This window comes from Tessaracoccus rhinocerotis (genome assembly GCF_007197885.1).
In the GTDB taxonomy this organism is placed as follows: domain Bacteria; phylum Actinomycetota; class Actinomycetes; order Propionibacteriales; family Propionibacteriaceae; genus Arachnia; species Arachnia rhinocerotis.
Genome location: NZ_VKKG01000004.1, coordinates 218,831 through 236,865 on the forward strand (window position 1 = coordinate 218,831; position 18,035 = coordinate 236,865).

At 70.7% G+C, this 18,035-nt stretch carries 18 protein-coding genes; 9 read left to right on the forward strand and 9 right to left on the reverse strand.

What is annotated here, in order from left to right; translation table 11 throughout:
* Nucleotides 1-15 precede the first annotated feature (15 nt).
* Both FOJ82_RS10910 and FOJ82_RS10915 read right to left on the reverse strand, forming a co-directional pair.
* A complete protein-coding gene (locus FOJ82_RS10910; RefSeq protein ID WP_342780577.1) occupies nt 16-465 on the reverse strand; it encodes a DUF2231 domain-containing protein in 450 nt (149 codons plus the stop codon).
* Nucleotides 462-1,052, reverse strand: coding sequence for a COG4315 family predicted lipoprotein (locus FOJ82_RS10915; protein ID WP_143938518.1), 591 nt, complete (start codon nt 1,050-1,052; stop codon nt 462-464). The genes FOJ82_RS10910 and FOJ82_RS10915 overlap by 4 nt, the downstream gene beginning before the upstream one ends.
* Before the next feature lie 108 nt (nt 1,053-1,160).
* On the opposite strand from FOJ82_RS10915, the gene FOJ82_RS10920 reads away from it, so the two are divergent.
* The 7 genes from FOJ82_RS10920 (at nt 1,161) to FOJ82_RS10950 (ending at nt 7,401) form a co-directional block, all read left to right on the forward strand.
* Nucleotides 1,161-1,733 (forward strand): RNA polymerase sigma factor, encoded by a 573-nt coding sequence (locus FOJ82_RS10920; RefSeq protein WP_143938519.1) that lies wholly within the window; start codon nt 1,161-1,163, stop codon nt 1,731-1,733.
* A complete protein-coding gene (locus FOJ82_RS10925; protein WP_143938520.1) occupies nt 1,726-2,367 on the forward strand; it encodes a hypothetical protein in 642 nt (213 codons plus the stop codon). Before FOJ82_RS10920 ends, FOJ82_RS10925 begins: the two co-directional genes overlap by 8 nt.
* Before the next feature lie 56 nt (nt 2,368-2,423).
* Complete coding sequence (locus FOJ82_RS10930) at nt 2,424-3,122, forward strand: hypothetical protein (protein ID WP_143938521.1); 699 nt, start codon at nt 2,424-2,426, stop codon at nt 3,120-3,122.
* A gap of 122 nt (nt 3,123-3,244) precedes the next feature.
* On the forward strand, nt 3,245-4,306 hold the full coding sequence (locus tag FOJ82_RS10935) for an ABC transporter substrate-binding protein (protein ID WP_143938522.1): 1,062 nt from the start codon (nt 3,245-3,247) through the stop codon (nt 4,304-4,306).
* A 22-nt stretch (nt 4,307-4,328) separates the two neighbouring features.
* On the forward strand, nt 4,329-5,432 hold the full coding sequence (locus FOJ82_RS10940) for a FecCD family ABC transporter permease (protein ID WP_221933128.1): 1,104 nt from the start codon (nt 4,329-4,331) through the stop codon (nt 5,430-5,432).
* On the forward strand, nt 5,429-6,538 hold the full coding sequence (locus tag FOJ82_RS10945; RefSeq protein WP_221933129.1) for an iron chelate uptake ABC transporter family permease subunit: 1,110 nt from the start codon (nt 5,429-5,431) through the stop codon (nt 6,536-6,538). Before FOJ82_RS10940 ends, FOJ82_RS10945 begins: the two co-directional genes overlap by 4 nt.
* Complete coding sequence (locus tag FOJ82_RS10950; protein WP_143938523.1) at nt 6,535-7,401, forward strand: ABC transporter ATP-binding protein; 867 nt, start codon at nt 6,535-6,537, stop codon at nt 7,399-7,401. The genes FOJ82_RS10945 and FOJ82_RS10950 overlap by 4 nt, the downstream gene beginning before the upstream one ends.
* Here the strand turns inward: FOJ82_RS10950 and FOJ82_RS10955 are convergent.
* From FOJ82_RS10955 to FOJ82_RS10965, 3 genes are all read right to left on the reverse strand, one after another.
* Nucleotides 7,367-7,705 (reverse strand): hypothetical protein, encoded by a 339-nt coding sequence (locus FOJ82_RS10955; RefSeq protein WP_143938524.1) that lies wholly within the window; start codon nt 7,703-7,705, stop codon nt 7,367-7,369. The genes FOJ82_RS10950 and FOJ82_RS10955 overlap by 35 nt on opposite strands.
* Complete coding sequence (locus tag FOJ82_RS10960; protein WP_143938525.1) at nt 7,702-9,255, reverse strand: PGAP1-like alpha/beta domain-containing protein; 1,554 nt, start codon at nt 9,253-9,255, stop codon at nt 7,702-7,704. Before FOJ82_RS10960 ends, FOJ82_RS10955 begins: the two co-directional genes overlap by 4 nt.
* A 95-nt stretch (nt 9,256-9,350) precedes the next feature.
* Entirely contained in the window at nt 9,351-9,650 is a 300-nt protein-coding gene (locus FOJ82_RS10965) for a hypothetical protein (protein ID WP_143938526.1), read from the reverse strand.
* A gap of 95 nt (nt 9,651-9,745) precedes the next feature.
* Between FOJ82_RS10965 and FOJ82_RS10970 the strand changes: the two genes are divergently transcribed.
* Entirely contained in the window at nt 9,746-10,603 is an 858-nt protein-coding gene (locus FOJ82_RS10970; RefSeq protein WP_143938527.1) for a glycosyltransferase, read from the forward strand.
* A 25-nt stretch (nt 10,604-10,628) separates the two neighbouring features.
* On the opposite strand, the gene FOJ82_RS10975 is transcribed toward FOJ82_RS10970, so the two are convergent.
* The 4 genes from FOJ82_RS10975 to argG form a co-directional block, all read right to left on the reverse strand.
* Nucleotides 10,629-12,344 (reverse strand): glycosyltransferase family protein, encoded by a 1,716-nt coding sequence (locus FOJ82_RS10975; protein ID WP_143938528.1) that lies wholly within the window; start codon nt 12,342-12,344, stop codon nt 10,629-10,631.
* Nucleotides 12,341-13,519, reverse strand: a complete 1,179-nt coding sequence (locus FOJ82_RS10980; RefSeq protein WP_143938529.1) for a glycosyltransferase family 4 protein — start codon at nt 13,517-13,519, stop codon at nt 12,341-12,343. Before FOJ82_RS10980 ends, FOJ82_RS10975 begins: the two co-directional genes overlap by 4 nt.
* Nucleotides 13,519-13,881, reverse strand: coding sequence for a hypothetical protein (locus FOJ82_RS10985; RefSeq protein ID WP_143938530.1), 363 nt, complete (start codon nt 13,879-13,881; stop codon nt 13,519-13,521). Before FOJ82_RS10985 ends, FOJ82_RS10980 begins: the two co-directional genes overlap by 1 nt.
* Before the next feature lie 73 nt (nt 13,882-13,954).
* Nucleotides 13,955-15,388 (reverse strand): argininosuccinate synthase, encoded by a 1,434-nt coding sequence (argG, locus tag FOJ82_RS10990; protein ID WP_185975743.1) that lies wholly within the window; start codon nt 15,386-15,388, stop codon nt 13,955-13,957.
* A 143-nt stretch (nt 15,389-15,531) separates the two neighbouring features.
* Between argG and FOJ82_RS10995 the strand changes: the two genes are divergently transcribed.
* Nucleotides 15,532-18,027, forward strand: a complete 2,496-nt coding sequence (locus FOJ82_RS10995) for a glycosyltransferase family 4 protein (protein ID WP_143938532.1) — start codon at nt 15,532-15,534, stop codon at nt 18,025-18,027.
* The last annotated feature ends 8 nt before the right edge of the window (nt 18,028-18,035 follow it).

An 18,035-nucleotide genomic window follows, 5' to 3' on the forward strand; every position in this document is an offset into this window, starting at 1 on the left:
GATGCACCCGGCAGGTCAGGGTGCCCAGACCGCAGTCGCGCCCGAGTGCCCGGTGAGCCCGATCAGCACGAGGGCCGCCGCCGCGGAAAGCACGGTGACGGCCACCAGCACGAGCCGCAGGGGGCGGGAACTCCCGCGGCGACGGTCGAGCCACACCAGCGCCGGGACGGACACGGCCAGCGCGATCGCCGGGAACGGCGCCACCAGTCCCCAGGCGGTGTGGGCCTGCGCCGCCGGGGTGCCGCCGCCCATGGACTCGATGAAGTCCTGCCCGGACAGCCTCGCCGCGAGGGCCGATCCCGCCGCGACCACCACGAGCCCGACGACCAGCCAGCCGTGGCGCGTGCGCACCGTCGGCCAGAATGCCACAAGCAGCGCCGCGACGGCCGCCAGGGGCACGAACACCACGGCAGCGTGAACCACGAGGGGGTGCAGCGGGAGACCGAGTACGTCCACCGACCTCACCCGCCCACGGCTTCGCCGTCACGGTCCAGCACGAACCAAACCCCCTGCACGCCCTGCCCGGTGGTCTGGCCGGGCTCGGTGTCCTGGATCCAGTAGTACAGCGGCCAGCCGTTGTAGGTGGCCTGGACGGTGCCGTCGGGCTTGGTGAACGAGCCGAGCAGCGAGTCGTCGACGCCTTCACCCGCCATCGGCTCTCCGACGAGGGGTGGCCAGTTCACGAGGCACTGTCCCTCGCACGTGCTGGCGTCCGCGCCCTGGGTGTCGTTGGTGAACAGGTACAGCGTCACGCCGTTGCCGTCGACGAGGATCTCGCCCAGATTCGAGTCGGACATCGCGAGTGTGAGGGCGTTCCCGGCCGCATCGGTCTCAGCCGACGTCGTCTCCATCGACGCAGTCGTCGTCTCCGTGGTCGCGGCGGTCGTCTCCGGGGTCATCGTCGTCTCCGTGGTGCCGGCCTCGGTTGCAGCCGGTGTCACCGGGGCGGTGACCGGCGGGGCTTCGGGCTCGGTGGCGCCGGAGCATCCGACGAGCACCAGAGCTGTCAGTATCGCGCCCGTGGCGCGGAGCGGTCCTGCAAGTGAAACCATGGTCTCCTCCTGACATCGAAAGGTGGTCGAAGGGTGGTACGGACGGGACGCGGAGAAGGATGGCGAGTTTCCGCAATCCTTTCGGGCCGCTCGTCCGTATCCCGCGACGTGAACCTGTTTCCGCTGACCGACCGGACGGGCGACGCGGCGCTGGTCGCCGGGATGGCGGTCGACGACGAGTCGGCCGCCGTGGCGTTCGTGCGCAGGTTCCAGGCGAGGGTGTTCGGGCTGGCCGTGTCCATCACGCACGACCGCGCGCTGGCCGAGGACGTCGCACAGGAGGCCTTCCTGCGCGCCTGGCGGGCAGCGTCCACCTTCGACCCGAGGCGTGGATCGGTGCTCGCCTGGTTGCTGACCATCACCCGCAACCTCGGCATCGACGCACTGCGCGCCCGCCGGAGCGTCCCCGTGGACGCCGCGGACCTCGACCTGCTCGTCTCCCGCACCCTCGACGGGCAGCCGCCCGACGGCGCGGCCGGTCGAGTCGAGACGCTGGCGGCGCGCGACCGGCTGCGCTCCCTGCCCGACGAACAGGCGAGGGCGGTGGTGCTGGCCGTGGTGGGAGGCCTGACGGCCAAGGAGGTGGCCGCCCGCGAGGGGATCCCGCTGGGCACGGCCAAGACCAGGATCCGAACCGGGCTGCTCCGGATGCGGCAGGCGATGGAGGCCGAACATGACTGACGAGCGACACCTCGACGACGCGGAGCTCCTCGACATCGCCCTCGGTGCCGGCGACGGGTCCGAGGCCACGCACCTGGCCGACTGCCCCGACTGCCACGAGCGCTACAGCCGGCTCGACGAGGGGATGCGCGGGCTGCTGGTGACCGCTCCGTCCGTGGACCCGCCGGCCGGGTTCTCCGGGAAGGTGCTGGCGGCGCGGGCGCCGCGCGCGCCCCTCCGGAGGGCTCCGGTGCTCGCCGTCGCTGCGGCCGTGGTGCTCGGCCTGGCCGCTGGCGTCGGCGGCACGCTCCTGCTGACTCGGGAGGGGCCGCCGGCAGCCGCACCGCGCGCCGACGCCGTCGCCACCCTCGTCACGGGCGAGGGCGACGTCGTCGGAACGGCTGCGCTCGCCGATCTCAGCGGGCGTCCCTACGTCGTGCTCAGCATCAGCGCGGGGCGGCCGGGGGCCAGCTATGACTGCGTCCTGGTCGATGCCGCCGGTGGCCGGACCGACGGCGGGTCGTGGACGCTCGGCGACGGATATGGGACGGGGGGCGGCGCCGGCGTGTGGATGGTCCCGGTTGAGGGGGATCCACCCGTGGGCGTCGAGTTGGAGGTCGGTCCGGGCCGGGTCTGGGCCCGGGCCGACTTCTGATTCGCGAACCTCGACCACCCATCGGCTGGACGGGGTGCGCCGATAGGATCGCGCCCATGCCCGAACCCACGATGGTTGCCACGGCCGACGACCTACACGTCGGGCGGATCGCGATGCCCGCCTGGCAGGCCGCCGTCGAGCGGCTGGCCACCGGGTCCGCCGACGGCGCCGGCGAGGAGCAGCTGCTGCAGTGGCGGGCCGCCGGGATCCTCGACGAGCAGTCCGCACTGGCCCCGGACTGGGAGCGTGCGATCGACGCGCAGGCGCGGGCCAAGGTGGCGCTCACGCTGGTGGCGCGCCAGTACGACGTGGCGTTCCTGACCAACCTCTACGCCTGTCCGGAGCAGGAGTGCGCGGTCGCGGTCACGGTGCGCGCCACCGTCGGCGAGGGGCGCAGGATCGACGTCGTGAACCCGCAGGCGGAGGTCGCCTGGGCGCCGCTGCCCTCGATCTGGCCACTGCTGCGGCGCGTGCTGCCGCCCGTCGACGCGATGCGCGCCGACGTGGCGGCGGTGGGGGAGTCGTATCCGGTCGAGCCCACCGAGGCGGCGCTGGCCGCGGCCGACGCGGCCCCGACCAGCGTTTTCGTGTTCGCCGTGGACGCCGCCAGCGGCGCGAGCGAGGAGGTGGCCTGGTACGTCGCAGACGGGGTGCTCCACCGGCTGCACGCCCGCAGCCGCGACCTCCAGCAGGTGGCACCCGGCGACGTGGCCGCAGGGCTCACGGCCGCAGTCGAGCGACTGCTCGGGCGATAGCCGCGACCGGATCCCGGACGGCCTTGCGCACGCTTCCTCAGTAAGGTTAGCCTTACTGAGAATTAAGCAACTCATCTGCTGCCTAATGCCCCCGCTGTGCACACGACTATCGAGGACAGCTCTTGAACCAGATCTCCCGCCGAATCCTGCTCGGCACCTCCGCGGCGACGCTCGCGGCAGTGCTGGCCGCCTGCACAACCGGTCCGACGGACCCCGTGGCCCCGGAGCCGGATGCCACCACCTCCGTCACGCCCGGGGCAGCAGGGGAGTTCCCGCGCACCATCACCCACCAGTACGGCGAGACGGTCATCGAGGCACAGCCCGAGCGGGTCGCGTCGGTGAGCTGGGTCAACCAGGACGTCGCGCTGGCCCTCGGGGTCGTTCCCGTGGCGATGGCCGCCGTTGAGTACGGTGCCAACGAGAACGGGTCCACAGACTGGATGGACGCGAAGCTGGCCGAGCTGGGGGCGGACCTGCCCACCACCTACTCGGAGGCCGACGGCATCAACTTCACCGGGGTAGCCGCGGCCACCCCGGACCTGATCATCGCCGCCTTCTCCGGGATCACCCAGGAGGACTACGACAAGCTCAGCAAGATCGCCCCCGTGGTCGCCCCGCCGGAGGGCGCGCTGGCCTTCGGGACGTCCTGGCAGGACTCCACCCGGCTCATCGGCGAGGCCCTCGGGCTCGAGGACCGCGCAGCAGAAGTGGTGGCGGACGTCGAGGCCGCCGTCGCCGAGGCCGCCGAGCAGTACCCCGAGATCCAGGGCAAGACCTACCTGTACGGGTCGGTCGACCCCGCGGCCGCCGAGCAGATCTACCTCTACACCGACGTCGACAACCGGCCCCGGTTCCTGAACTCCCTCGGCATGGTGCAGGCGCCCGTCGTGGTGGAGAACGCCACCGCAGAGGACGGCTTCTACATCACCTGGTCCCCGGAGCGCGCCGACGAGCTGGTCTCCGACGTGCTGGTCACCTGGGCCATGGACGAGTCCGTGGGGGAGGCCATCAAGGCCGACCCGCTGCTGTCCTCCATCCCCGCCGTCGCCAACGACGCCCTCGTGCTCCAGACGGACAACCACCTGGTCCTGTCGGTCTCGGCGGCCTCGCCGCTGTCCATCCCTTGGGCGCTCGAGAACGTGCTGCCCGCGATCGCCGAGGCCGCGGAGGGCGCCGGGCGGTGAGCCCGACCCCACGGGGAAGCACGTGACCTCCACCACCACCCACCCGGCTCCGGGACCCTCGCGGGCCCCGGGGCCGCGGCGCGCCTCAGGGTGGGCGCTGTCGTTCGGGGTGCCGCTCGCCGTGCTGGTGCTCGCTTGCCTGCTCGCGGTCGCCCTGGGTGCGCGCAGCGTCGGCCTGGGAACCACGGTCGACGCGCTGTGGGCGCTGGTCACCGGCAACGCCGACGCCGCCCAGGGCAACATCGACGCGGCTGCCGTGCTGTCCCGGGTGCCGCGCACGATCACCGCCGTCGTCGTCGGCGCCAGTCTCGCGGTCTCCGGCGTCGCGATCCAGGGCGCCACCCGCAACCCGCTCGGCGACCCGGCGCTGCTCGGACTGACCGCGGGCGCGTCGCTCGCGGTGGCCATCGGGCTGGCACTCGGGCTGGCCGGTGGCCTCGCCTCGGTGCTGGCCTCGTCGGTGGTCGGCACGCTCGGCGCGGCCGTCATCGTCTACGTCGTGGCGTCGGCGTCCCAGAGCCTCGGGGGGTTCTCGCTGCGCCGGCTCACGCTGAGCAGCCCGGACCCGCTCGCGCTGATCCTCGCCGGCGCGGCCGTGACCGCCGGGGCCATGGCCGGGACCACTGCACTCCTGATCAGCTCCCCGGCCGTTCTCGAGCGGTTCCGGTTCTGGAACGTCGGTTCCGTCGCCCGTGCCGAGCTCTCCGACGCGCTCTGGCTCGCCCCGGTGGCGCTGGCCGTCATCCTGGCGGTCGTGGCACTCGCTCCCGGCCTCGACGCGCTCGCCCTCGGCGACGACCTGGCCCACGGGCTGGGTGCCAACCCGCAGCGCGTCAGGGTGTCTCTGTTCGCGGCCGTCATCGTGCTGTCCGCGACCGCGACCGCGTTGGCCGGCCCCGTCGCGTTCGTCGGCCTGATGGTCCCGCACGCGCTGCGCCGGTTCGCGCCCGCGAACCACCGGGAACTCACGGTCGCGGCGGCCCTCTGGGGTGCCGTGCTGGTGGTCTCGGCCGACCTGCTGGGCCGTCTCGTGATCGCGCCGCAGGAGATCCACGTCGGCGTCAGCACCGTCGTCCTCGGCGCGCCGCTGCTGCTGGTCCTGCTCCGACGGAGGCGGTTCGTGTGAGCGTCGTCAGCCTCCACGCGCCAGCACCCGACGGCGACTTCCACCCGCCCGAGCCCGTCGGGGCCGAGGCCCGCGCCGTCGTGACCCGGCTGCGTCGCCGCGCCGGGCGCCGCGTCGTCGTCGTCGTGCTCGGCCTGGCGTTGCTCCTGCTCGCGCTGATGGCCGTGCGGATCCTGCTCGGGCGCTACACGGTCACCGTCGGCGACTTCGTGGCGATCCTCGGCGGCACCCAGATCCCCGGTGCCAGCTTCATCGTGCTGGAGGAGAAGCTGCCGCGGGCCGTCATCGGCGCACTGGCCGGTCTGGGGCTCGGGGCGGCCGGGGGAATGTTCCGGCGCAGCCTTCGCAACCCGTTGGCCAGCCCCGACGTCCTCGGAATGACCCACGGCGCCGCCGCGTTCGCCGTCGGTGCGCTCGCCTTCGGGCAGTTGCGCGGGATCCAGATGGCCGCCGCCGCGCTCCTCGGCGGGCTGGCGGCGACGGCGGTGGTGCTGTGGTTCTCTGCCGGCACCCGGCGCGACACCCGGGCCCGGGGCATCGGTGGCGACCGTTTCATCGTCGCAGGCATCGCCGTCGCCGCGCTGGCCCAGGCAGTCGTCGCCGGGGCGATGCTGAGCCTGTCGCTGCATGACCTGCAGACCGCGGCCATCTGGACCGCAGGCTCGCTCAACGCGGCCAGCTGGGAGCGGATCACCATGCTGGGGGTCGCGTTGCTGGTGCTGCTGCCCGTGGCCGGCTGGATCCACTGGGCGATGGCTCCGGTGGACCTCGGCGCCGACCTCGCGCATGGGCTGGGGACGCGGCCCGCGCCCCTGGTCCTCGGCGCGCTGGTCACGGGTGCCGCCCTCGCCGCCGTCGCCACCGCCGCGACCGGCCCGCTGGCCTTCGTGGCTCTGATGTCCAGCCCGATCGCGCTGGGGCTGACCCGCGGCCGGTTCTCCCTGCCCACCACCGCCCTGTGTGGAGCGTGCCTGGTGGTGCTGGCCGACTTCGTCGGCGCCGAACTGCTCGGCGTCACCCTTCCCACCGGGGTCCTCACCGGCGCGGCCGGCGCACCCCTGATGCTCTGGCTCCTGCTCACCAACTCCAGGAGGGGGAACACATGATCCCGTCCGACCCATCCGCACCGGCCATCCGACTCAGGGGGGTCTCCCTGGGCTACGACGACGCGCTGGTGGTCGACGAGCTGGACCTGGACGTCCCCCTGGGAGGGACCACGGTCCTGATCGGCGCCAACGGCAGCGGCAAGACCACGCTCCTGCGTGGCCTCACCCGCCAGCTCCCGCTGCGCAGCGGCTCCATGTCCGTGCTGGGCCGCGACACCGCCGGCTGGTCACCGCGGGAGTTCGCACGCACCGTCGCGCTGCTGCCGCAGGCGCCGGTCGCGCCCGAGGGCATGACGGTGGAGCAGCTCGTGGACCGTGGCCGGCACCCCCATCGCAGGCTGCTCGGCGGCCGCCGGGCCGACGACACCGAGGCCGTGGCCGGGGCGCTGGAGCGGACCGGGATGGTGGAGTTCGCCGAGCGACGGCTGAGCGAGCTCTCCGGCGGCCAGCGGCAGCGCGCCTGGCTCGCGCTCGTCCTGGCGCAGAGCGCTCCCGTGATGCTGCTCGACGAGCCGACCTCCTACCTGGACCTGGCCCATCAGTTGGACCTGATGGACCTGGTGCGGGACCTCCCTGACCCGCGCGATCCGTCGCGCCGGGCGACCGTCGTCATGGTGCTGCACGAGCTGAACCTGGCGGCGCGGGTGGCCGACCACGTCGTCGCCGTCCACGGTGGCCGGGTCGCGGCGCAGGGCACGCCGAGCCAGGTGCTGGTGCCCGAGGTGCTCGCCGACGTGTTCGGACTAGACGCCGACGTCACGCCTGATCCGTTGCTCGGCCACCCCGTCGTGATGCCCCGCAGCGTCGCCGACCGGCGGACGGGGCGGATCACACCCCTCGAACGCGCAGCATCAGCCGGCTGAAGCTGATCGCCACGGACAGGTCCTCGGCCACCTCGCTCATGGTGTGGCGCATGCCCTCGGCGTCGTAGCAGTAGAGGAACAGGTTGCCCTTGTCGGTCGGGGCATCGCTGAGCACCTCGGCGCAGCGGGCCATCGCCTGCTCCAGGATCGCGGTGATGCTCGTCTGCTCGGTCGCCGGGGTGTGGATGTTCACCACCGACTGCGCTCCGACCGGACCGCCGATGCGGAACGTCGCCTCCACGCGCTCGGTGCCCTCTATCGCCGCCACTGCCGAGCGCAGGCGCTCGGCGAACTCGTCGCTCACTGCCGCCCGACCTCCACCTGGTAGGTGTGGATCGTGCCGGAGCCCTCGGGGTAGAAGCGGCTGATCCGCTCGTCGAAGTCGTGCACCGGCGACTCGTCCTCGAGCCACTGTGACGTGCCCGGCTGCATGATGTCGCGGATCTTGGTGTCGTAGGTCTCCTGGCCGTGCCAGTCGAACAGCCCGGACTCGCCCTCGGCATTGCTGATGTCCACGTCCACCACGTTCGGCTGGGCCGCGCCGCCGGCGCCACCGAAGTCCAGCTTCGGCACCGGGTCGTACTGGTTGTCGAAGTTGATCACCGGGACGTCGTGGGGGATCGGTGCGGACTGGATGGGCGAGCCGGCCGTCATGATGCCGCCGATGTCGTAGCGGTCCGCGAACGATGGGTCCGAGGCGAGGTTCGCGGCGATGATCCCGCCCTGCGAGTGGCCCGTGAGGACGATCTCCGGCCGTGTGCCGCCCGGGTGGTTCGCCGTGACCTCGTCGATGGCGGCCATCACGGCCTGCGTCGACGAGGTGGTTCCGTACCCGACCCCCTTGAGGTTGGCCGCCCAGTCCGTGCCGCCCTGATGGCCGGTCCAGCCGTCCCAGGTGTCGATCGACTCTGTGGTGCCGGGGATTGCGACGATGTAGCGGGGTGGCTGCCCCGGGTTCTCGATCACGGTGATCTGGACGCTGGGCCTCTCCGCGCCCGGCTCGTCGCGCGTGCTGTAGACGTCCCACATGTCGCGCATCAGGTCCGACGGGTCGGCGAGGCGGCGACCGTCGAGCGCGTTGACGTGGCGCGGGTCCCCCACGAACGGGGTGCGGTCGTCGAAGAAGCGCTGGTCCTCGCCGGTGACCAGGTTGGCGACGGCGCCGCCGCCGAGGCCCGTGAGGTAGGCGCCGGTGGCCAGCACCTCGGAGACCGAGGGGAGCTGGCCGTCGTCCAGCAGTTCCTCGAGCCAGCGGGGGCGCTCACCGGCAGCGTCGAGGAACCTGTCGACCCCTGCGCCGAAGGCGGCGAGGTGCTCACCGGCCGTGTCTCGCACGTCGTCGGCGAGTTCGCCGAGGTCCTCCCAGCGGTCGCGGGACCAGTCGAGGCCATCGTCGATCTTGTCGCCGGCGAACTGCGCCCCGGACAGCAGCGCGTCCCCGATGCCGGTGCCCCAGGCGCTCAGTTGACCCTTGGCGGCCAGTACGGCGAGCCGGGCCGCGAAGCGCACGTCGACCGCATTGATCCGGAACACCAGGGTCTGCACCGACGTCCAGATCTGGACGCGCCAGTAGGCCCGTCGGGGATCGAGCTGTGACCAGCCGGTGGCGTGGCTGACGACGGCACCGCCGTCGGTGATCTGGAAGTCGCGGGAGCGGGCGTAGGAGACGGCGGCGCCCATGCCGGAGCGCAGCGACGCCACCTGGCCGGCAGCCTCGCCGTGGGCAGCTGCCGCCCGGTCGAGCTGCTCGCCGAGTCCGGTCCCACGTTCCACCAGTACTCCCCGACGCGCCCGGGCCGCGGCTGCCGCGGCCCCGGTCCACGAGTCCGGGTTCGCGGAAGCGACCTGCTGCATTGAGTTCGCCAGCGCTCTCGCCTGCGTGCTCTGGGCAGTCGCGGCGGCGGCCAGCGCACGCGCATCCCATCGCAGACCGTCTCCCCAGCCGGCCATCAGGCCTGCCCGAAGAAGTTGGAGATGGCCTCGGCGGAGCGTTCCTCTTGTTTGCGATAGTCCGCGGCCGCCTGGTCCGCTGCGGCGGCGTACCGGGACAGTGCCTCGGACAGTTCCCTGCCGGCCGCCGAGAACCGGGCCTGCAGCGCCTCCGACGCCGGTGCGCTGAGCGAGCCGGGCATGGCAGCCGCAGCTGCGTCGAGCCGCACTGTCCCGAGCGTGACGGCGGCTGTCGTGCCCGCTTGCCCGACGTCCCGGCCGTGGGCAGCGAGGTCGTCGATCACAACACTGAAGTCCATGGCTCGAAACCCTAGTTCGAGGACGGGTCAGGTGCGGTTTGCACGACCCCAGACGAATTCGCCTCCGGGAAGTTGGCCATGGCTATGCTGGCCGCATGATGTTCGTGGGGGCCACTCGGTTCAGCCTGTACCAACCGAACTCGGATCTGTGGTTGGCCTCCAACGGAGCGGTGATCAGTCCGGACGAGTACCTGGCCTTCCTCTACGATGACGCGCGGATGGCCCCTCGCTGTGACATCTTCCTGACCTGCACCCTACCGATGCTGGCACTCGCAGCCGAGGGTCATGACGTCCGGCATGTGGTCTCCTTCTCCGACAACCTGCCCGAGGTGTACCGCTCCCAGCTGCTGGCGGCCGCCGAGCGGTTCGACTTCGTCGTGCTGGACGAGGTCCCCGTGGGGACACAGTCTCTCGACCTCGCGCAGTTCGGGAGAGATTTCTCGCGCGAGCTCGGGGTGGAGGGGCAGCCCTACGGCCAGTACCGCCTGGACGACGACGACGTCCTGGCGTGCGACTTCTTCGACCAGATGGTTCCCCACATCATCCCCGAGCACGTCGGGTGGGTGGTGACGCTGGCCAAGGGCGTCACCGCCATCTACCGGGACGGCAAGTTCTACTTCGCCAAGGAGGCCATCCTCCCGCTCCACTCGAAAGGTCACCTCGCGGTGGTCCAGTGGTTCGGCGGGGACTTCATCACGCCACCGACGGTTCCGCACAACGCCTCGGACCGCTACACGCCCGTGGTCCTCGACTCCCGCCGGTTCAGCCACCTCTGGGTCAGGTCGACCATCCAGGACGGTGCCCTCCACCAGCTGGGCGTGGACGAGCACGAGCAGGCGGTGATGATCCAGAACAAGCTCGGCAGGATGCCGGGGGTCAGCCAGAGCGTCATTGACGAGATCTTCCCGCTGCTGGCCGGCCGGTTGCTGGTCGAGCGGGTGCCCGGGCTCTGAGACGAACCGCCCTCGGCGGAGGCCGTCAGCCCCCGAGGAGGTCCGGGGCGTCGAACTCGTGGTCGCCCAGCTCGAGGATGAGATCGATGAGTTTCATGGTCGATGCGCGTCGGCTGAAGCGCTCCGCACGGGCCGGGTCCGTGTGGGTCATCGGCTCGTACGTCGCCAACCAGGCGCTGATGTCCTCGACGGTGTCCTTCACGAAGTGTGCCCCCGCCACGCCGTCCAGCATCGCGGCCAGTGCCGTCCCCTCGATGTTTCCGCGGTGCAGCAGCAGGAGGTCCAACCCCGCAGCCAGGTAGTCGAAGACCTTGGTCGGGGTCTCGATCCCGCTCTCCGCCATGTAGGCGACTCCGCAGTCCATGCCGCCGAGGGTCTCCAGCACCTCGCTACGAGGGAGGCGTCCGTAGTTGGTGACGTTCGCCGGGATCTCGGTCCTCAGCGGTGTGCCCATGTGGTGGAACTCGGCGGCGGTGTGGCTGATGGCCTCTAACAACGGGTCCGGTGGTGTGATCGGGAACAGTTGCCCGGCGTGCCCGAAGCGGACGGGCCCGGCTGCGCGCTGTTGGGGTCTTGCAGGAGCGGTCACGCGCTCGTCGAACCCGTTCGGGATCACCACGACGTTGGGGTCCTGCTCGCCCGGGACCGCCAGCGCGACGCAGGCATCGTTCACGACGGTGACCACGTCGGCGGACATGTTCCAGCCCGCCTCGATGTAGGTGGCGCCGGCTCGGGACTCAGGTGTGAAGGCCACCCGCGGGGACATCGCGAACGGGTCGCGGTAGTCGAGAATCGTGCGCGCGTACCAGTGCCGCGTGGCGAAGTGCGCGAACTCGAACGGCGGGAACGGGTTGCCCGTGATGATCACGACGTCGTACTCGTCCTCGCGATTCCGGAAGTAGTCGATGAGGCGCCAGTGCCAGGTGCCGGCCACCTGCCGGCTTGCCGGGTAGCTCTGGGAGGCGGCCTCGTCCATTACCCCGCGTGCGAAGTAGGCCAGACCACCTGTGCTGCCCACGAGGTTGGCGGGTCCCAGGTCACGGACTTGGTGCACCCGCGCAGGCGCTTCCGGCCACGGGGTGGCCAGTGCCACGTCCGCGGTGACGCGGCCGTTCGAGAGTGTCTCGAGTTGTTCGAACCAGTAGTTGATGCGCTGCGAACCAACCGTGGGGGACGGTCCGCCGTAGTATCCGACGAGCAGCACACGGGTGGTGCCCGGGGTGCGACGGGTGGCGGGGACGGGCGGGATCGGTTCGTTCGGAACCAGTGGCTGGTCCGGGAGCAACCGCACGAGCGCTGGCCAGGCAGCCGTGAACTTGGCTGACAGGTTCTCGTCCGGGATGAAGAAGCCGTCGGCTGCGGTGAACAGGGCGACTGCCTGCTGGGTGTTGGCTGGGATGCGTCCGGCGACGAGGGCGCCCATCGGCCAGTCCCGGGTCCTCGAGGCCCACAGTGCCAGTTCGGTAGCGTAGCTGTTGGCCTCTACCACCGGCATCGGCTTGTGTACGAACCGGGCGAGCCAGTTCAGGACGTAGGTCCACACTGGCAGCGACGCCTCCCCCAGGGAGTCGTCCGTGATGGACATGGCGGCCTGCGGCATGGAGCAGAGGGTGTCCACGCCGGGCAGCCGCAGGACCTGTGGGTTATCCGGGTGGCGCTCCACGTAGCGCCAGTGCCGCGAGCGGGCCATGGCCTGGATCTCGGGGTCGTCGGTGAACACGACGGGCGTGTGCAGGCTCATGCGGCAAGACTCCTGATGATGGTGATCTCGCGATCCACTGTGGCAGCCCGTCCGCACTGCTCCTCGACGCGGGCGGCGGCATTGCGGGACATCACGGGCATCAGTTCGGGGTGGGTGAAGATGTGCCAGATGGCCTCGGCGAACGCCAGCGGGTCGTCGCCGCGGGGCAAGAGGCTGCAGGTTTCGTCAGTGAACTCCGGGATGGCGGCGACGGGGTTGGTGATGCCCACCATGCCGGAGGCCATGGCCTCGCCCAGCATCACGCCCTGCGTGTCGAACCGGGTGGGGCACAGGAACACGCCGTGGTCGTAGTGCAGCATCGCCATCTCGACGGGGCTGGAGTAGCCCTCCTGGACGCGGACATTGCGCAGCGCCCGCACGCCGGTCACCTCGCGCTGGAAGTGCAGCCCGAAGCCGCGGACCGTGATCTCCAACTGGTCGAACCCGCGCCGGGGGGCGAGGATCTCGAGTGCGCGCAGGGCGATGTCGTTGGCGTAGTTGCGGGTGGCGAAGCTGCGCAGCAGCAGGATCCTGCGGGCCTCCTCGGGCGCCCGCTCGCGGGCCCGGTAGAGGTCGGTGTCGATGTGGTTCGGGATGACGTGGACATTCTCAGCAGTGGCGCCGACGTCGAACTCCGAGTAGCCGCGCTGGAACTGGGAGACGAACACCTTCGTGATCGCGGGGTCCTCGAAGATCGGGCGGGCCGCAGCGAAGCGGTCCCTGTTCATCTGGTCCAGGCCCGGGCGGCTGCCGGCGATCTTGGTGGGGGAGAAGTTGCACATCAGGCGCCGGTAGTCTCGCACCTCGTAGCCGTGGTACCAGACGGCCACTCGGGAGCCGCACAGCTCGGTGCGGAGCAGTTCGGCCATGCGCGGCGTCGGGGAGTGCGCCAGCACCGGCACACCCAGTTCCCTCAAGGTGGGTGCGAGGGCCTCGATGCCGTCGGCTGAGGTGACGGTGATCGGCGTGCTGCCGTCGTGAAGAGTGAACGGGGCGGCGTCGGAGGGGGCGCGGTACTCGTAGACGTGACCGCTCAGCCCCGCGGCGACGTAGGCCTGCACCCGGGTCCGGATGAACTCCCCACCCGTGCTGGTGCCCCGCGGGTAGCCGGGGGCGAGCACGATGAAGTCCGGGGACTCGGCCCGCAGTTCCGCCGCCAGATTCCCAGAGGTCACTACTTGCTTTCCCTGCCCAGGGCCTTGCGCGCGGCCCGCCTCAGCGGCTTGGGGACCACACGCGTCCAGCGCCGGACGGCCTTCAGTTGCTCGAGCTCGGCACGGGCTGCGCCCAGTTCGCGGCGCGCTGCGGAGGCTTCCGCCTTGGTCTCGGCAAGGTCGGCGTCCCTCCCGGCGATTTCAACGCCCAGGGCGATGTTGCGCTCCTCCTGCTCGGAGAGGCGCTGCGCCAGTGAGTTGAGGTCCAGATGCAGTTCGACGCGCTCGGCCTGCGCCCGGCCCAGCTCCTCGCGCATCGACGCCAGCTCGGCTGCCGCGAGCCGCCGCAACCGTTCGTTGTCCTCTGCCCGTTGCTGATCCACTGCTAGCCCCTCCGCTGCGAGTCGTTGGAGGACAGCTTAGCCACAAGCCCGGGCGCAATCGCGCAGGCAGGGGTCAGTCCGTTCCCGAATCCATCGCGGAGCGCAGCGTGGCGGCCTCGACGTCGTCGTCCACGTCGGCGGAGCCGAGTTCGACGATGGCCTGCGCGCGCCCGGGCTCGATCTTGCCGATCAGTGCGGCGTGGCCGGCCAGCAGGGTGCCCTGCTGCGCGTAGAGCTCCAACTTCTCGCGGGAGTCGGCGATGTCCAGGTTGCGCATGGTCAGCTGGCCGATGCGGTCGGTGGGGCTGAACGCCTGGTCCTCGACGCGCTCCATGGACAGCTTCTCCGCCTGGTAGCTCAGGTTGGGGCCACGGGTGTCGAGGATGGTGTAGTCGTCACCGCGACGCAGCCGCAGTGTCACGTCGCCGGTCACGGCGGAGGCCACCCAGCGCTGCAGCGACTCGCGCAGCATCAGCGACTGCGGGTCGAGCCAGCGGCCCTCGTACAGCAGCCGGCCGAGCCGCAGTCCCTCGGAGCGGTAGTTGGCGAGGGTGTCCTCGTTGTGGATTGCCGACAGCAGCCGCTCGTAGGCGATCCACAGCAGTGCCATGCCCGGCGCCTCGTAGATGCCGCGGGACTTGGCCTCGATGATGCGGTTCTCGATCTGGTCGCTCATGCCCAAGCCGTGGCGACCGCCGATGGCGTTGGCCTCCAGCACCAGTTCGACGGCGGACTCGAAGCGTCGGCCGTTGATGGCGACGGGACGGCCCTGCTCGAAGGACACCGTGATGTCCTCGGTCTCGATCGTGACCGAGGGGTCCCAGTACTTCACGCCCATGATCGGCTCCACGGTCTCGAGGGAGACGTCCAGGCCCTCCAGCGTCTTCGCCTCGTGGGTGGCGCCCCAGATGTTGGCGTCGGTGGAGTAGGCCTTCTCCTTGGAGTCCCGGTAGGGCAGGTCGCGCTCGGCGAGCCACTGGCTCATCTCGTCGCGTCCGCCGAGCTGGGTCACGAAGTCGTTGTCCAGCCAGGGCTTGTAGATGCGCAGGTCCGGGTTGGCCATCAGGCCGTAGCGGTAGAACCGCTCGATGTCGTTGCCCTTGTAGGTGGAGCCGTCGCCCCAGATGGCGACGTCATCCTCCGCCATGGCGCGCACCAGCATCGTTCCGGTGACGGCGCGCCCGATCGGGGTGGTGTTGAAGTACGCGCGGCCGGCGGAGCGGATGTGGAACGCGCCGCAGGCGAGCGCGGACAGCCCCTCCTCCACGAGCGCGACGCGGCAGTCCACCAGGCGGGACAGCTCGGCGCCGTAGACCAGCGCGCGCTCCGGCACGGAGTCGATGTCGGGCTCGTCGTACTGGCCGATGTCTGCGGTGTAGGTGCACGGGACGGCGCCGGCCTCGCGCATCCAGGCCACGGCCACCGAGGTGTCGAGGCCGCCGGAGAAGGCGATGCCGACGCGCTCGCCGACGGGGAGTGAAGTCAGAACTTTGGACACGGGTGACACTGTAGTGGACTCGCACCGCCTGCGGACCATGGGTCCCGTCCGCCTGCGCCGCCCTCCCGGCCGTCGGCGGCGAGGGTTGCGGCCACTGCCGGTACGATGTGCAACTGATCGTGCCAGCAACACATCGTGGATCGAGGAGAGACATGCAGCAGCCGCATGCAGTGATCGCCCTGCCCAACAACGTCGAGATCGATGCCCGGGCGCACCGCAACGGGCTGGCACTCGTCGCTGCCGGGTACCGCGTCACGATGGTCGGCTACGGCACCGGGATCCCGCCGACAGGTGAGATCAGCGGGATGCCCTACCTCCTCACCTTCCACCCGCCGAAGGTGAAGAACCTCAGCCTGGTGTATCGGGTTGTCCGCAAGGGTTTCCACGTCGCGGCCAAGCGCCGTCCCCCGGGCAACGTGCTCAAGGTGGTGGCGAAGGTGGACTCGGTCACCGACGGCGTCAAGGGTGCGTTCCGGTCCCTGAGGAAGAAAGTGCTGCCGACGCCGGCAGGAGCAGCGCCCGAACCCACCACCTGGGAGGGGATGCTGCCCCACATCGCTGCGATGGAGGCGGCGATGCAGCCGACGCTGGTGCAGCTCAAGCCGGACCTGATCATGTGTGACGTCCACCTCCTGCCAGTGGCCAACCGGGTGGCGGACCATTACCGCACCCAGGGCCACAAGGTGGCTGTCGTCTACGATGCGCGCGAGTACGTATATGGACTCGCCAGCGAAAACCCCCACGTGCTGAAGGGGTTTCCGCTGCTCGAGTCGGAATACATCGGCCGGTGCGACGCCGTGGTCACGGTGTGCGACCCCATCGCCGACTTCCTGCAGGACAAGTACCACCTGGCCGTCAGGCCCCAGCTGGTGCCGAACGCCCCCATCCGGGAGCTGCCCCCCTCCGGCAAGCCCCTCACCATCCGCGAATTCCTCGACGTCGGCGACGCGCCACTCCTGGCCTACGCCGGTGGCCTCTCCGAGCACCGTGGCGTCCACCACGTCATCGAGGCGCTGCCCGAGATGGCGGAGGTGCACCTCGCCATCGGGGCACGCCGCCCGAGCTCCTACACCCTCGAACTCGAGAACCTGGCGGACCGGCTCGGGGTGAGGGACAGGGTGCACTTCGTCCCGTTCGCCCCCGCCCACGAAGTGGCTGACTACCTCTCCTCCGCCACCGCGGCCATCTTCCCGTTCCTGCCCGTGGGAAACCATGTGTGGGCGGCGCCCAACAAGTACTTCGAGTCGGTCCAGGCGGGACTGCCCGTCCTCACCTCCAACATGGAGTGGCTGGAGGCCCAGGTGACGCGCCTCGGGATCGGTGAGGTCTTCGAGCACTCGAACCCGGCTTCCATCGTCACCGCCACCAGGACCCTCCTCGCGGACCTGGACAAGTACCGCGCCAACATCACCGACAACGTGATTACGGAGCACTCCTTCGAGCACTTCGTGCCGACCGTGCAGGAGGTCTGCCTCGGCGTGACTTCCGAGCGGGTCCGCCGTGGGCTGAAGCCCTCGTCGCTCGCGAGCAACCTGACCGCGCTGCGCAAGGACATGCTTGGGCTGCGGGTGCCGTTGGCGGACTCGGAGCTTTTCGAACCCCGCCCGTGGTTGCGCATCGGAACCTCGAACAGCGCCGGACTGCCCCGGGTGTGGGGGCAGGCGCTGATGCGGGAACACCCCAGGGTCATCGCCGAGTCGGTGTGGATGCAGCGCAGCGGCGGCCTGACTTTCCCGGTGGACGAGACCTTCACCCACCAGCAGGCCGTGACCCCGGCCTACCAGAGGGCCCTCAAGAGCAAGTACGAGGACCGCGTCACCCACGTCCTCAGTGAGTCCGGCCGGCCGATGGTGGGCCTGGCGTTCGGGTCCTACTTCTGGCAGGAGGCTGAGTGGTTCTCCCGGCACGGGATCCGACAGGGCCTCATCTTCCACGGCTCGGACATCCGCAATCCCCGCCGGCACGCCGAGCTCGAGCCCGACTCCCCGTTCGCGAACCCGCAGGACGAACAGCTCGCGGAGCTCACGGCGGCGCTGCAGTCGCAGGTGGAGACGCTCGTGCCACACGTGAAGGCCTTCGACGGTCCCGTCCACGTCACCACCATGGACCTGATGGACCACGTCCCGGACGCCATCTGGCTGCCACTCGCGGTGGATGCCGTCGAGTGGGACTCGCCGATGGTCCCCCTGGCCACTGACGACCCGCCCGTGGTGCTCCACATCCCCAGCAAGGCCGGCCTGAAGGGCTCCGAGGTGATCGACGAGGTGTGCCAGCGGCTGCAGGCCGAAGGCCGGATCCGCTACGTCCGCCGCGACGGGCTCACCCGCGAGCAGGTGCGAGATCTCGTCCTGCGCGCCGACGTCGTGGTCGACCAGTTGCGGATCGGTGACTACGGCGTGACCGCCGTCGAGGCGATGAGTGCAGGCAAGGTGGTCATCAGCCACATTGCCGACCGCGTCCTGGGGCGCTATCCCGAGGAACCGCCGATCCTGCGCGCCACCTGCGTCACCCTCGCCGACGTGCTCGAGGACCTCATGGAGCATCCCGAGCGGGGTGCCGGGATCGGCTCGGCCTCGCGCGCCTACGCCCGGCGCTGGCACCACGGCTCCGAGTCGGCGCGGGTCCTCGCCGAGTTCATGGAACTCTGAGGGGAACG

What these genes read in the sequence shown, in the direction of transcription:
- FOJ82_RS10915 (WP_143938518.1), bottom strand. Translation starts at nt 1,052, where the DNA reads ATGGTTTCACTTGCAGGACCGCTCCGCGCCACGGGCGCGATACTGACA.
- FOJ82_RS10925 (WP_143938520.1), top strand. Translation starts at nt 1,726, where the DNA reads ATGACTGACGAGCGACACCTCGACGACGCGGAGCTCCTCGACATCGCC.
- FOJ82_RS10930 (WP_143938521.1), top strand. Translation starts at nt 2,424, where the DNA reads ATGCCCGAACCCACGATGGTTGCCACGGCCGACGACCTACACGTCGGG.
- FOJ82_RS10950 (WP_143938523.1), top strand. Translation starts at nt 6,535, where the DNA reads ATGATCCCGTCCGACCCATCCGCACCGGCCATCCGACTCAGGGGGGTC.
- FOJ82_RS10960 (WP_143938525.1), bottom strand. Translation starts at nt 9,255, where the DNA reads ATGCAGCAGGTCGCTTCCGCGAACCCGGACTCGTGGACCGGGGCCGCG.
- FOJ82_RS10965 (WP_143938526.1), bottom strand. Translation starts at nt 9,650, where the DNA reads ATGGACTTCAGTGTTGTGATCGACGACCTCGCTGCCCACGGCCGGGAC.
- FOJ82_RS10970 (WP_143938527.1), top strand. Translation starts at nt 9,746, where the DNA reads ATGATGTTCGTGGGGGCCACTCGGTTCAGCCTGTACCAACCGAACTCG.
- FOJ82_RS10975 (WP_143938528.1), bottom strand. Translation starts at nt 12,344, where the DNA reads ATGAGCCTGCACACGCCCGTCGTGTTCACCGACGACCCCGAGATCCAG.
- FOJ82_RS10995 (WP_143938532.1), top strand. Translation starts at nt 15,532, where the DNA reads ATGCAGCAGCCGCATGCAGTGATCGCCCTGCCCAACAACGTCGAGATC.